13 protein-coding genes are annotated in these 12,684 nt (G+C 68.2%); 6 read left to right on the plus strand and 7 right to left on the minus strand.

Annotated elements, in window-relative coordinates; translation table 11 throughout:
- Window positions 1-190 precede the first annotated feature (190 nt).
- Window positions 191-769: a TetR/AcrR family transcriptional regulator gene (locus tag RN02_RS16445; protein WP_043315342.1), complete on the minus strand. Its 579-nt coding sequence runs from the start codon at window positions 767-769 to the stop codon at window positions 191-193.
- A gap of 135 nt (window positions 770-904) precedes the next feature.
- Between RN02_RS16445 and RN02_RS16450 the strand changes: the two genes are divergently transcribed.
- Window positions 905-1,756: an alpha/beta hydrolase family protein gene (locus tag RN02_RS16450; RefSeq protein WP_043315343.1), complete on the plus strand. Its 852-nt coding sequence runs from the start codon at window positions 905-907 to the stop codon at window positions 1,754-1,756.
- Window positions 1,757-1,778: 22 nt separating this feature from the next.
- On the opposite strand, the gene RN02_RS16455 is transcribed toward RN02_RS16450, so the two are convergent.
- Window positions 1,779-2,771, minus strand: a complete 993-nt coding sequence (locus tag RN02_RS16455; RefSeq protein ID WP_043315344.1) for a YhdH/YhfP family quinone oxidoreductase — start codon at window positions 2,769-2,771, stop codon at window positions 1,779-1,781.
- A gap of 55 nt (window positions 2,772-2,826) precedes the next feature.
- Complete coding sequence (gene sohB / locus RN02_RS16460; protein WP_009619232.1) at window positions 2,827-3,849, minus strand: protease SohB; 1,023 nt, start codon at window positions 3,847-3,849, stop codon at window positions 2,827-2,829.
- Between the two features lie 205 nt (window positions 3,850-4,054).
- Between sohB and RN02_RS16465 the strand changes: the two genes are divergently transcribed.
- The 4 genes from RN02_RS16465 (at window position 4,055) to RN02_RS16480 (ending at window position 7,254) form a co-directional block, all read left to right on the plus strand.
- On the plus strand, window positions 4,055-4,765 hold the full coding sequence (locus tag RN02_RS16465; RefSeq protein ID WP_043315345.1) for a histidine phosphatase family protein: 711 nt from the start codon (window positions 4,055-4,057) through the stop codon (window positions 4,763-4,765).
- 56 nt (window positions 4,766-4,821) lie between these two features.
- On the plus strand, window positions 4,822-5,133 hold the full coding sequence (locus RN02_RS16470; RefSeq protein WP_009619228.1) for an SCP2 sterol-binding domain-containing protein: 312 nt from the start codon (window positions 4,822-4,824) through the stop codon (window positions 5,131-5,133).
- Window positions 5,134-5,390: 257 nt separating this feature from the next.
- Window positions 5,391-6,461: a phosphotransferase family protein gene (locus RN02_RS16475; protein ID WP_043315346.1), complete on the plus strand. Its 1,071-nt coding sequence runs from the start codon at window positions 5,391-5,393 to the stop codon at window positions 6,459-6,461.
- 25 nt (window positions 6,462-6,486) lie between these two features.
- On the plus strand, window positions 6,487-7,254 hold the full coding sequence (locus tag RN02_RS16480) for an SDR family oxidoreductase (RefSeq protein WP_043315347.1): 768 nt from the start codon (window positions 6,487-6,489) through the stop codon (window positions 7,252-7,254).
- Window positions 7,255-7,745: 491 nt separating this feature from the next.
- On the opposite strand, the gene RN02_RS16485 is transcribed toward RN02_RS16480, so the two are convergent.
- Window positions 7,746-8,393 carry a hypothetical protein gene (locus tag RN02_RS16485; RefSeq protein WP_043315348.1) on the minus strand — a complete coding sequence of 216 codons (648 nt, stop codon included), beginning with the start codon at window positions 8,391-8,393 and terminating at the stop codon, window positions 7,746-7,748.
- 100 nt (window positions 8,394-8,493) lie between these two features.
- Here RN02_RS16485 and RN02_RS16490 point away from each other — a divergent pair, with 100 nt between their 5' ends.
- A complete protein-coding gene (locus RN02_RS16490; RefSeq protein ID WP_043315350.1) occupies window positions 8,494-9,285 on the plus strand; it encodes a TSUP family transporter in 792 nt (263 codons plus the stop codon).
- Between the two features lie 22 nt (window positions 9,286-9,307).
- On the opposite strand, the gene nudC is transcribed toward RN02_RS16490, so the two are convergent.
- The 3 genes from nudC to RN02_RS16505 are packed head-to-tail and all read right to left on the minus strand — an operon-like array spanning window position 9,308 to window position 12,681.
- Window positions 9,308-10,150: an NAD(+) diphosphatase gene (gene nudC / locus RN02_RS16495; RefSeq protein ID WP_043315351.1), complete on the minus strand. Its 843-nt coding sequence runs from the start codon at window positions 10,148-10,150 to the stop codon at window positions 9,308-9,310.
- Window positions 10,150-11,829 (minus strand): hypothetical protein, encoded by a 1,680-nt coding sequence (locus RN02_RS16500; RefSeq protein WP_043315352.1) that lies wholly within the window; start codon window positions 11,827-11,829, stop codon window positions 10,150-10,152. The genes nudC and RN02_RS16500 overlap by 1 nt, the downstream gene beginning before the upstream one ends.
- Before the next feature lie 39 nt (window positions 11,830-11,868).
- Complete coding sequence (locus RN02_RS16505; protein WP_043315355.1) at window positions 11,869-12,681, minus strand: crotonase/enoyl-CoA hydratase family protein; 813 nt, start codon at window positions 12,679-12,681, stop codon at window positions 11,869-11,871.
- Between the last annotated feature and the right edge of the window lie 3 nt (window positions 12,682-12,684).

The raw sequence follows: 12,684 nt of genomic DNA on the forward strand, positions 1-12,684 counted from the left end.
GCTTTTCGTAGGATGGCGTTGAGCGAAGCGATACCCATCACCACGGCAGCATGGGTATCGCAAGCTCAACCCATCCTACGAAGAGCTCCTCGGCGCAAGGAGCGGACTTTGTCCGCGATTGGATTCACCGGCCACGTCGCACACCCCGGAGGCACGGCCAACGGCGCATAACCACGAACGGTCATCCGCCCTACGCCCTGACGCTCTCCCAGGCAATCTGCGCCAGCAGGTCCCGGCAATCCGCCAGCTCCACCCGCGTCCGCCCGGCCAGCCAGTTGCGCACGTAGTCGTGGGTGGGGCCTATCACCACCGAGTTGAACAGCTCGAAGGGCATTTCGCGGAAGGCGCCGGCCTGGCGGTGCACCGCCAGCAGCTCGGCGATGCGCCGGCCCTGCTGGCGGTTGGCTTCGCGCAGTTGCTCGCCCATCTCCCCCGCCTCCACCCGGCCGCGGTTGTGCAGGATGAAGCGGGCCCAGTCCGGGTGCGCCACCACCCAGTCGATGTAGCAGGTGACGAACAGCTTGACCGTGGCCTCGGCGCTCATGCCCTCGCGCAGCCCGGCGTCGAGCAGGGCCGCGTACTGGCCGATGCCTTCCAGGTAGAGCGCGCCGATGATCCGCTCGCGGTTGCCGAAGTGGTGGTACAGGCTGCCGATGCTGGCGCCGGAGCGGTCGCGGATCATCTCGATGGTGGTGGCGTCCACCCCGGATTCGCTGAAACAGGCCAGCGCGGCCTGGAGGATGTCGTCTTTGCGGGAAGCTCGGCCCATGGGGTTCCTTGTGCGGATCGCTTCTAGAATATTTTTCTAGAATTAATTTCTAGCCTTCGTATACTGCCCTGACGCGCCGCCATTCTTCAACCCGAATCCACGCAGCCTGACCGGCCAGCCCCAGGAGCATGCAGCATGACCACCCCGCAGCCCCGCGAGATCGACAACGGCCACGGCCAGCGCCTGGCCAGCCACTGGTACCGGCCGCCGGGCGAGATGCTCGGCGCCGCTCTGATCGTCCCGGCCATGGGCGTCGAGCAGCGCTTCTACGGCGCCTTCGCCAACTGGCTGGCCGAGCGCGGCTATCTGGTCGTGACCTTCGATTACCAGGGCATGGGCCAGTCGCGCAGCGGCCCCTTGCGCGAGGTGAAGGCCAACGTCGTCGACTGGGGCCGCCACGATTGCAGCGCCGTGCTCGCGGCGGTGGCCGAGGCCGCGCAGGACAAGCCGCTGTACTGGATCGGCCACAGCCTGGGCGGGCAGATCCTGCCCTTCGTCGACGGCCGCGGGCGCATCACCCGGGCCTTCAGCATCGCCAGCGGCAGCGGCTACTGGCGCGACAACACCGCCGGCCTGCGCGGCCGCGCCTGGCTGCTCTGGCACTTCATCGCGCCGACCGTCACGCCGCTGCTGGGCTACTTCCCGGGCCGCCGCCTGGGCATCGTCGGCGACCTGCCGCGCGGGGTGATCGAGCAATGGCGGCGCTGGTGCCTGCACCCGCAGTACGCCCTGGGCGAAGGGGAGCAGATGCGCATCCGCTATTCGGCGGTGCACACGCCTATCGTTTCGCTGTCCTTCACCGACGACGAGATGATGTCCCAGCGCAGCACCGAGGCCCTGCTCGGCTTCTACCGCAGCGCGCCCAAGGTGAGCCGGCGCATCGCCCCGGAACAGCTGGGGGTGAAGCGCATCGGCCACTTCGGGTTCTTCCGCGAGCAGTTCGCCGACACGCTGTGGGAGAGCTACCTGCTGCCGGAGCTGGGCTGAGCGCCCAGCCCCGGCGCGGGCATCAGTCGAGGTTCACCAGCAGCCGGCCGACCAGCTTGCCGGCGAGGATCTGGTGGATAGCGGTGGGCAGGTCGTCGAGGCGGATTTCGCGCACCAGCTCCTCCAGACGCGGCAGCTTCCACTGCAGCGAGAGCTTGTCCCACATGGACGCCTTGACCACCAGCGGCAGCTCCACCGAGTCCACGCCCAGCAGGTTCACCCCGCGCAGGATGAACGGCAGCACCGTGGCCTTGAACGCGGCGCCGGCGGTCAGCCCGCAGCAGGCCACGCTGCCGCCGTACTGCAGCGACTTGACCACGTTGAACAGGATGTCGCCGCCGACCGTGTCCACGGCGCCGGCCCACTGCTCCTTGAGCAGCGGCTTGTCGACGCCGTCGGCGACGGTGGCGCGGTCGATGATCTGCCGCGCGCCCAGGCCGTTGAGGAACTCGGCCTGCTCCAGCTTGCCGGTGGAGGCCGCCACGCTGTAGCCCAGCTGGGCCAGCAGCATCACCGCGATGCTGCCGACGCCGCCGCTGGCGCCGGTGACCAGCACCGGGCCGGAGGCCGGGGTCACGCCGGCCCGCTCCAGCTTGTCGACGCACAGCGCCGCGGTCAGGCCGGCGGTGCCGAGGATCATCGCCTCGCGCAGGCTCAGGCCCTGCGGGCGCTTGATCACCCAGGCGGCCGGCACGCGGACGTACTGGCCGAAGCCGCCCGGGGTGTTCATCCCCAGGTCGTAGCCGGTGACTATCACCTCGTCGCCGGCGACGAACTCGCCCACCGAGGACTCCTCCACCACCCCGGCGGCGTCGATGCCGGGGGTGTGCGGGTACTTGCGGGTCACGCCCCGGTTGCCGCTGGCCGACAACGCATCCTTGTAGTTCAGCGACGAATACCGCACCCGGATCAGCACCTCGCCGGCCGGCAGCTGGCTGGTGTCGCGCTCGACCACCTGCTGCTCGTAGATGCCATGCGGGGACTCGGTAACCCAGAGGGCCTTGAATGCACTCATCACGCTCTCCTTCTGCAAAGCCTGCCGCGCGGGCGCCCCTGCGCCCGCGCCGGAATCATTGCCAGTAACGGCTGCGCCCCAGGCGCTCCCACCAGCTCAGCAGCACGCGGTCGATCACCGTGCTGGCGCCCACGCCCAGGCGTTCCTGGACGCTCTTCTTCTGCACGTACTGCAAGTGGTAGACGTCAGCCTCGCGGGCGCGTTCGGCCAGGTACTCGTCGCTGGTCTTCAGCTCGTCCACCAGCTTGCGCCCCAGCGCCGCCTGGCCCAGCCAGACCTCGCCGGTGGCGATTTCCTCGATGGCGAGCTTCGGCCGGTAGTGGGCGACGAAGCCCTTGAACAGCTCGTGGGTGGACTCCAGGTCCTCCTGGAACTTCTCGCGGCCCTTGTCGGTGTTCTCGCCGAACACCGTCAGGGTGCGCTTGTACTCGCCGGCGGTGAGCACCTCGAAATCGATGTCGTGCTTCTTCAGCAGGCGGTGCACGTTGGGCAGTTGCGCCACCACGCCGATGGAACCGAGGATGGCGAAGGGCGCGGACAGGATGCGCTCGCCGATGCAGGCCATCATGTAGCCGCCGCTGGCGGCGATCTTGTCGACGCACACGGTCAGCGGCACACCGGCCTGGCGGATGCGCGCCAGCTGCGAGGCGGCCAGGCCGTAGCTGTGGACCATGCCGCCGCCGCTCTCCAGGCGCAGCACCACTTCGTCCTTGGGCGTGGCCAGGCTGAGCAGCGCGGTGATCTCGTTGCGCAGGTGCTCGGTGGCCGAGGCCTTGATGTCGCCATCGAAGTCCAGCACGTAGACGCGGCTCTTCTGCGCGCCGGCCTTCTTCGCCTGCTTGGCCGCCTTGTGCTCGGACTTGCGCAGGGCCTTGAGCTTGTCCTTGTCGAGCACGCTGCCCTGCAGGCGCTCACGCAGGTCCTTGTAGAAGTCGTTGAGCTTGCGCACTTCCAGATGGCCCGAGCTGCGCCGCCCGCGGCCGCGCAGGGCGGCGACCACCACCAGCACCACCAGCACCGCCACCAGCACGGTGAAGGTCCTGGCCAGGAAACCCGCGTAATCCAGAAGAAACTCCACACTTCCCCCTATCAACCTGTGCCCCGCCCGCCGACCGGGCCGGGGAATCCCGCAAGCATACCCAGCCCGCCGGGCCGCAGCCAGCGCTGGCGAACGCCTTCATCAGCGTCGGGAATAGCATTCAAACAAGCGTATGTTTTTTCGTTGACAGCCCAAAGCCTTCCTCATACCCTCGCCGGAACTTTCCCCCTGCCGAGGTCCGTGCGTGGGCAGCATCTATCTGATTCGACATGGCCAGGCTTCGTTCGGCGCCGACGACTACGACGTGCTCTCGGCGACCGGCGTGCGCCAGGCCCAGGTCCTGGGCGAACACCTGGCCGGCCTGGGCCTGCGCCTGGACCGCTGCCTGGCCGGCGACCTGCAGCGCCAGCGCCACACCGCCAGCGAAGCCCTGGGGCGCATGCGCGAAGCCGGGCTCGACGTGCCGGAGCTGGAGATCGACGCCGCCTTCAACGAGTTCGAGGCCGACGCGGTGATCCGCGCCCACCTCGACGACCTGCTGCAGCACGAGCCCCAGGCCCTGCACATCCTGCGCAACGCCGCGCAGCACCGCGGCGAGTTCCAGCGCCTGTTCTCCTACGTGATCGCCCGCTGGGTTTCCGGCGAGCACCACAAGGAAGGCCTGGTCAGCTGGCAGGAATTCCTCGACACCGTGCACGACGGCCTGCAGCGCCTGCTGCGCCAGGCCAGCGGCAAGGACAACATCGCCGTGTTCACCTCCGGCGGGACCATCACCGCCGTGCTCCAGCAGATCGTCGGCATGCCGGCGATCAAGGCCTTCGAGCTGAACTGGCAGATCGTCAACACTTCGCTCAGCCGCCTGAAGTTCCGCGGCGACGAAGTGTCCCTGGCTTCCTTCAACAGTCACGTGCACCTGGAACTGTTGAGGGCGCCGGAGCTCATTACCTACAGATGAGCCCGGCCCATTGCGCCCGCCGGGCGCGCGAGAAAACCTAGAAAAGGGATAGAACCATGAGCGTTGCTGACATCGTCTCCACCATGAAGAGCAAATTCAACGCTGGCGCCGCCGCCGGCCTGGACCTGGTCTTCCAGTTCAACATCGAGGACGGCGACAACCACTACCTGGTGGTCAAGGATGGCACCTGCGAAGTCGTGCAGGGCGATGCGCCGAACCCCAACGTCACCCTGATCATGGACAGCGAGACCCTCAAGGGCATCACCAGCGGCGAAACCGACGGCATGCAGGCCTTCATGGCCGGCAAGCTGCGCGCCGAAGGCGACATGATGCTGGCCATGAAGCTGGGCGAGCTGTTCCCGGTCTGACCTGGAGCGCTGCCTGCCGGCACGAGAAACCGGGGCCCCGCGGCTCCGGTTTTTTTTCGCCCGCGCCGCTCTGGCAAAGGCGTATCAGGCAGCCTGATCGGGGTCCAACACGCTCGCCAATAACGCCCTGCGGCGCTTGTGGGGGTAGCAGGCGAGCATTAGATTAGCCAATTATCTCGGGACACCATTATTGCCCTGCATGATGGATCCCGGGCGCCGCTGCCCCGGCAGCTACCGACTACAAGAAAGGGATAAGCATGTCGCTGACTGACCAGTCCACCCGCATCCGCCAAGGCGAAGAGCTCGACGCCGCGGTCATCGATCCCTACCTGAAGGCCCACATTCCCGGCCTGCAGGGCGAGCCGAAGATCAGCCAGTTCCCTGGCGGCGCCTCGAACCTGACCTACCTGCTGGAATACCCCAGCCACGAGCTGGTGCTGCGCCGCCCGCCGTTCGGCCGCAAGGCCAAGTCGGCCCACGACATGGGCCGCGAGTACCGCATCCTCAACCAGCTCAACGCCGGCTTCCCGTACTGCCCGAAGGCCTACGTGCACTGCATCGACGAGTCGGTGATCGGCGCCGAGTTCTACGTGATGGAGCGCGTCAACGGCATCATCCTGCGCGCCGACCTGCCGCCGGAGCTCAAGCTCGACGCGCAGCAGGCCAACACCCTGTGCAAGAACTTCATCGACCGCTTCGTGGAACTGCACAACGTCGACTACCAGGCCTGCGGCCTGGGCGACCTGGGCAAGCCCGAAGGCTACGTGCAGCGCCAGATCGAAGGCTGGATCGACCGCTACGAGAAGGCCCTGACCCCCGACGCGCCGAGCTGGGAACCGGTCAAGGCCTGGCTGCGCGAGAAGATGCCGGCCGACCACCCCAAGCCGGGCATCGTGCACAACGACTACCGCTTCGACAACGTCATCCTCGACCCCAAGGACCCGATGCGCATCATCGGCGTGCTGGACTGGGAGCTGACCACCATCGGCGATCCGCTGATGGACCTGGGCAACACCCTCGCCTACTGGATCGAAGCCGACGACCCGGCGCCGGTGCAGCTCATGCGCCGCCAGCCGAGCCACCTGCCGGGCATGCTGACGCGCCGGGAATTCGCCGACTACTACGCCGAACGCGCCGGCCTGCCGCGCATCGACAACCTCGACTTCTACTACACCTACGGCCTGTTCCGCCTGGCCGGCATCGTGCAGCAGATCTACTACCGCTACTTCCACGGCCAGACCCAGGACAAGCGCTTCGCCCAGTTCATCCACATGAACAAGCTGCTGGAGCAGATGAGCCTGCAGGTCATCGGCAAATCGCGCCTGTAACGACGATCACAACAAGGGGAACCCCATGTCCAAGACCAACCTGTTCGACCTCGACGGCAAGATCGCCTTCGTTTCCGGCGCCAGCCGCGGCATCGGCGAGGCCATCGCCAAGCTGCTGGCCCAGCAAGGCGCCCACGTGATCGTCTCCAGCCGCAAGATCGAGGGCTGCCAGGAAGTGGCCGAGGCCATCAATGCCGCCGGCGGCAAGGCCACCGCCATCGCCTGCCACATCGGCGAGATGGAGCAGATCCAGAGCGTCTTCGCGCAGATCCGCGAGCAGTTCGGCCGCCTGGACATCCTGGTCAACAACGCCGCCACCAACCCGCAGTTCTGCAACGTGCTGGACACCGACCTGGGCGCCTTCCAGAAGACCGTGGACGTGAACATCCGCGGCTACTACTTCATGTCCATCGAAGGCGGCAAGCTGATGAAGGAGAACGGCGGCGGCAGCATCATCAACGTCGCCTCGATCAACGGCGTCAGCCCCGGCGAGTTCCAGGGCATCTACTCGGTGACCAAGGCTGCGGTGATCAGCATGACCAAGGTCTTCGCCAAGGAATGCGCGCAGTTCGGCATCCGCTGCAACGCCCTGCTGCCGGGCCTGACCGACACCAAGTTCGCCTCGGCCCTGGTGAAGAACGACGCCATCCGCAACGCCGCCCTGCAGCGCATCCCGCTCAAGCGCGTGGCCGAGCCGAGCGAAATGGCCGGCGCCGTGCTGTACCTGGCCAGCAGCGCCTCCAGCTACACCACCGGCGTGGCGCTGAACGTCGACGGCGGGTTCCTCGCCTGATCGCGCAAGCGCAATGAACAAGGGAGCCTTCGGGCTCCCTTTTTCGTTGGACGATCCGTCGATGCACGGATGCGCGCGGGTGGGGCGGCGTAGGAGCGAATCTTATCCGCGAATCGCGCCGGGACGTCCGGCTATCGCGGACAAGGTCCGCTCCTACGAGGGAAGGAATACCGTGCCTCCCGGCGATCTGTAGGAGCGGGCCCTGCCCGCGATTTCGCGCGCAGGGCGCGCTCCTACAAGGGAATGGCGCGGGTGGGGCAGCGTAAGAGCGGATCTTATCCGCGAATCGCGCCGGGGCGTCCGGCTATCACGGACAAGGTCCGCTCCTACGGGGGAAGGAATACCGTGCCTCCCGGCGGGTGGGGCGACGTAGGATGGCGTTGAGCGGAGCGATACCCATCACCACGGCCGCATGGGTTTCGTAAACTCAACCCATCCTACGAAAAGCCTCTCGGCGCAACCGGCAAGACAGTTGCTCCGGTGCGGCCCGCCTACCGCCACTCCCGCAACGCCTGCTGCGCCGCGGCGTTGACCGGTTCCGCCTCCAGGCCCGCGGGGCCCAGGCGGACGCTGTAGACCGCCTGGTCCGCCATGGGCAGGAAGTTCACCCGCGCCGCCAACGGCCGGAAGGTCAGCAGGTCGTGCTGGCCGTCGCGCAGCCAGCGCCACAGGTCGAAGCCGTAGGGGCTTTGCGCCAGCACCTGCTGCCGGGCCTGGGCCTGTTGCTGCTCGATGGCCAGGTAGCGGCCGGCCAGGCCCTGCAGGCGGTAGCCGGGGTCCAGGCCGATCAGTGCGGCCAAACCACGCCACTGCATGATGCGCACGTCCAGTTGCCAGAGGTCGCCGCCCAGCTCGACGCGGCGTTCGCGGTCGCCTTCGAGGATTTTCACCTCGTAGCGCTGCGGCGCCAGGCGCTGGAAGCTCAGGGTCGCCAGCGGCCGCTCGGCGGGCAGCGCGTCGTAGCTGCGCAGGTCCCAGGCCGCCAGGCCCAGCGCCAGCGCGGCGGCGATGAAGGCCAGGCCGGCGCAGCCGCGCAGCCAGCCGAGGAACCAGTGGCGGTCGAAGAGGATGCGTGCGGCGACCAGCAGCGCCAGCAGGGCGATCAGCGCGAACGTCCAGGCCAGGCCGTCGTACTGCATTGAATCAGTTCCTTGCGGGTAGAATTGCCGGCATTATGCGCACCCCTCGACGCGACGGCCAGCCGTGGCGTCGCAGCCTTGAACCCAGGTCGTACTTTTCATGCCCTTCACCCTCCCCTTCGAGTTGGCCATCGACCCGCTCACCCTGCTGATCCTCGCTGTCGTGGCCTTCCTCGCCGGCTTCATCGACGCCATCGCCGGCGGCGGCGGCCTGCTGACCATCCCCGCCCTGCTCACCGCCGGCGTGCCGCCGCACCTGGCGCTGGGCACCAACAAGCTGAGTTCCACCTTCGGCTCGGCCACCGCCAGCTACACCTTCTACAAGCGCAAGCTGTTCCACCCGGCGAAGTGGCGCAACGGCCTGCTGGCCACCGCCATAGGCGCGGCCGTCGGCGCCTGGGCCGCGCACCTGCTGCCGGCGGAATGGCTGAACCGCATGTTGCCGGTGGTGGTGTTCTCCTGCGGGATCTACATGCTCTTCGGCGGCACGCCCAAGGCGCCGCTGGACGCCGACGCCCCGGTCGGGCGCAGGCGCCAATGGCCGCAAGGCCTGGGCCTGGGCTTCTACGACGGCGTGGCCGGCCCCGGCACCGGCGCCTTCTGGACCGTCAGCAGCCTGCTGATGTACCCGCTGGACCTGGTCCGCGCCAGCGGCGTGGCGCGCACCATGAACTTCGTCAGCAACATTGTGGCGCTGGCGGTGTTCGTCGCTTCCGGCCAGGTGGTCTGGTTGCTCGGGCTGTGCATGGGCAGCGCGCTGATGGTCGGCGCCTACCTGGGTGCGCGCACCGCCATCGGCGGCGGCGCCAAGTTCATCCGCCCGGTGTTCATCCTGGTGGTGCTGGCGCTGACCGCGCGCCTGGTCTGGCAGCACTGGTTCAGCGCAGCCTGAAGCGCGGGGAAAGCGCCGGGCGTCAGTAGCCGCCGCCCGGCAGGATGGGATCGGGCCGCCCGGCGCGGCGCGCCAGCCAGCTCTCGATCAGGTAGCGGGCGATGGAACGCCCGGCCGGCAGGCGCGGCAGCGAGTCGTAGGGGAACCACTGGGCGTCCTCGATCTCGTCCGGCTGGCAGACGATTTCGCCGCTGACGTACTCGGCGTGGAAGCCGAGCATCAGCGAATGTGGGAACGGCCAGTTCTGGCTGCCCAGGTAGCGGATGTTGCCGACCTGCAGCCCCACTTCTTCCTTCACCTCGCGGGCCACGCAGTGCTCCACCGACTCGCCCGGCTCGACGAAGCCGGCCAGGGTGCTGTACATGCCCGGCACGAAGCGCGGCGAGCGCGCCAGCAGCAGTTCGTCGCCGCGGGTGACCAGGACGATCATGCTCGGCGACAGCAGCGGGTAGCGCTGGATGTCGCAGGCGTCGCAGCGCATGGCGCGCTCGCGCGGCACGGCGCGCATCGGCTGGCCGCAGCCGCCGCAGAAACGGTTCTCGCGGGCCCAGGTGCCGACCTGGCTGGCGAAGCCGAGCATGGCGAACTGGTCTTCCTCGGCTTCCAGCATGACGTGGCGCAGGCCTACCCAGCTGCAACCCTCGACGCTGGCGGGAGACTCCAGCTCCAGCAGGTACACGGCATCGCCATCGAAGTGGCCGACGCCCTGCTCGGAGAGCACCGGCAGGTCCTGGCGCTTGAGCCAGTCGCGGGGGAAGAGCACGCCATTGGCATCGCCGAGGAACTGCTGGCGATAGTGGGCCACGGCCCAGCCACCTTTCTCCGCCGGGTCGAGCCAGGCGGACTCCCAACGTCCGGTACGCATCAGGCAGCCACCTCCAGGCCGAGGGCACGCACGCTCTCGCTGGCCACGTCCAGCACATCGGGCTGGCCTTCGGGACGCAGCACGGCGCCGCCCTCCAGGTAGTATTCGAGGCCGGTCAGGGCATCGGCCAGGGTTTCCAGCATCTGCTCGGACGGCATCTGCGTGGTTTCGATCATCTGCCGCTGGATGTAGTCGGCGCAAGCCCCGACCAGCCGGGCGGCGCGTTCCTGGCCGAGGAACCAGAGCCCGCCGCGCACGGCCTGCAGGCTGCCGGGGACGTTGGCCAGGTGCAGCTTGTCGCCGTTGGATTCCAGGTAGGCGGTGATCGCCCGCTTGGCCAGGGCCAGGCCGCCCTGGGCTTCGTCTATGACCACGATGCGCGCCTCGGCCAGCTGGTGCACGGCGAAGGACTCGGCGGTGGGCTCGAGGTCGATGATGGCGGGGGCGGCCATGCGCTCGCCGCGTTCCAGGCTGCCGACCAGGCTTTCCACGTAGAGCAGCGCGTCGGCCAGGGCGTTCAGCGCCACCGGCGACTCCACCGCGCCCCTGGCCACCCAGCCGGACACCACCGAGACCTGGCCCTGCAGCACGTTGGCCGCGGAGTTCAGGCCGACCATGCCGAGGGTCTTGGCCAGCTTGCCCAGCTGGGTGTGCAGGGTGCCCAGGGCATCGGCCGGGGACACGCCGCGCTCGATCAGGTCGAGCTGGTCCTTGACCGTGGTGAGTTCCTCGCGGATCGCCGCCGACAGCGAGCGCATCACCGCCTGGCCGGGACCGGACAGGCGCTGCGACTCGTCTTCCAGCAGGTGGTCGGTGAACGGCAGCGGCGCCAGGCCGAACACCTCGCGCAGCTCGCTGGCCCGCGGGCCGCGGGTGTCGGCCAGGGCGGTGAGGTAGAGCAGTTCCTTGAGCAGCTGGCGCGGCGCCTCGTAGTTGGCGTTGGCCAGCAGTTGCTTAAGTTCCCGGTCCAGGCGCGAGAACAGCTGCTTGCGCGCCTTGCGCGGCAGCATCTGCGCACCCACCAGGGCTTCCAGGGCGCCCGCGCCTATCCAGCACAGGCGGCTGCGCTGGCCGTAGCCGAGCAGCGCGTCGAGGCGCGCCAGGGCGCGCCCCATCAGCTTGAGGCCGGAGTAATGGTCCTGTTCGCGCACCAGGGCGAGCAGGCCGACCTGGTACATGTGCCGCAGGCGGCGCACTTCCTGGGCGCGGTCGGCCACCGTGGGCACCGCGCGGGGCGCCGCCGGGCGCGGCAGGTCCAGGCGCGCGCTGAAGAAGAAGCTCTCCGGCAGCACCGGCTGGCCGGCGGCCAGGCGCACGTCGTTGATCGCCGGCAGCAGCAGCTCGGGGATTTCCTGGCGGTTGGCCTCCAGGTTCTCCAGGTAGCGGCGCAGCACGTACAGGGCGTTGCCCAGGGCGGCCAGCTGGCCGTCGCGCTCCTCGCCGACACCGGTGGGGATGTCGGTGGCCAGCTGCAGGGCTTCCTGGGCCAGCAGCTCGGCGCCGGCCAGTTCGATCAGGTTGAGGGTGCCGCGGATCTGCGCCAGGCATTCGACCGCATGTTGCAGCAGGCTGCCGTTCTGGCGCTCGGCGATGAATTGCTCGAGGTTCTGCTCGGCCTGCTCCATGGTGGCGAAGAGTTCATCGCGCACCAGACTGAGGGAGGTGGCTCCAGTGACCATCGGGCTAACGCGCCTCCTGCGCGAGGGAGTAATGGGGCATCAGTCGGCGAACTCCGGCTGCTGCTTGCTCATGTGGGCGGCCATGGCCCTCTGCAGGTCGGCCGATTGCAGCATGGCGGCGTTCCAGGTGGCGATGTATTCCAGGCCGTCCTCGACGCTGTGGTCGCGGGCGTAGCGGATCATCTCCTTGGTGCCGCGGATGGCGATCGGCGACTTGCCGGCGATCTGCCGGGCCAGCTCGAACACGCCGTCGAGCAGCGCCGCGCTGTCGGCGTAGCTGCGGTTGACCAGGCCGATGCGCACCGCCTCGGCGGCGTCGACCATGCGCCCGGTGTAGGCCAGCTCGCGCATGATGCCGTCGCCAATCAGCCGCGGCAGGCGCTGCAGGGTGCCGACGTCGGCGGCCATGCCCATGTCGATTTCCTTGATGGAGAACTGCGCGTCTTCGCTGCAGTAGCGCATGTCGCAGGCCGAGATCAGGTCGATGGCGCCGCCCAGGCAATAGCCCTGCACGGCGGCGAGCACCGGCTTGCTGCAGGCGTCGATGGCGTTGAACGAGGCCTGCAGTTCGAGAATCTTGCGGCGCAGGGCGCGGGCGTTGCGGCCGACGTCCTTGCCCAGCTGGCTGCCGGCCTGGGCCAGCAGCATCAGGTCGATGCCGGCGGAGAAATGCTTGCCGGCGCCGGAAATCACCACCACGCGGACTTCATCCGTTTCATCGGCCCAACGGAAGATATCGACGATCTCGCGCCAGAAATCGGCGTTCATCGCGTTGACTTTTTCCGGGCGATTGATGATCACATGCGCGATCTTGTCGGCCAGTTCGACGCGAAATGCTTTGTACTCGGTCACGGG

Origin of the sequence: Pseudomonas sp. PI1, assembly GCF_000812405.1 — a bacterium.
GTDB lineage: Bacteria > Pseudomonadota > Gammaproteobacteria > Pseudomonadales > Pseudomonadaceae > Pseudomonas > Pseudomonas citronellolis.

Excerpts from the sequence above, each read along its gene's own strand:
- RN02_RS16445 (WP_043315342.1), bottom strand. The coding sequence starts at position 769 with ATGGGCCGAGCTTCCCGCAAAGACGACATCCTCCAGGCCGCGCTGGCC.
- RN02_RS16450 (WP_043315343.1), top strand. The coding sequence starts at position 905 with ATGACCACCCCGCAGCCCCGCGAGATCGACAACGGCCACGGCCAGCGC.
- RN02_RS16455 (WP_043315344.1), bottom strand. The coding sequence starts at position 2,771 with ATGAGTGCATTCAAGGCCCTCTGGGTTACCGAGTCCCCGCATGGCATC.
- RN02_RS16470 (WP_009619228.1), top strand. The coding sequence starts at position 4,822 with ATGAGCGTTGCTGACATCGTCTCCACCATGAAGAGCAAATTCAACGCT.
- RN02_RS16475 (WP_043315346.1), top strand. The coding sequence starts at position 5,391 with ATGTCGCTGACTGACCAGTCCACCCGCATCCGCCAAGGCGAAGAGCTC.
- RN02_RS16480 (WP_043315347.1), top strand. The coding sequence starts at position 6,487 with ATGTCCAAGACCAACCTGTTCGACCTCGACGGCAAGATCGCCTTCGTT.
- RN02_RS16485 (WP_043315348.1), bottom strand. The coding sequence starts at position 8,393 with ATGCAGTACGACGGCCTGGCCTGGACGTTCGCGCTGATCGCCCTGCTG.
- RN02_RS16490 (WP_043315350.1), top strand. The coding sequence starts at position 8,494 with ATGCCCTTCACCCTCCCCTTCGAGTTGGCCATCGACCCGCTCACCCTG.
- nudC (WP_043315351.1), bottom strand. The coding sequence starts at position 10,150 with ATGCGTACCGGACGTTGGGAGTCCGCCTGGCTCGACCCGGCGGAGAAA.
- RN02_RS16500 (WP_043315352.1), bottom strand. The coding sequence starts at position 11,829 with ATGGTCACTGGAGCCACCTCCCTCAGTCTGGTGCGCGATGAACTCTTC.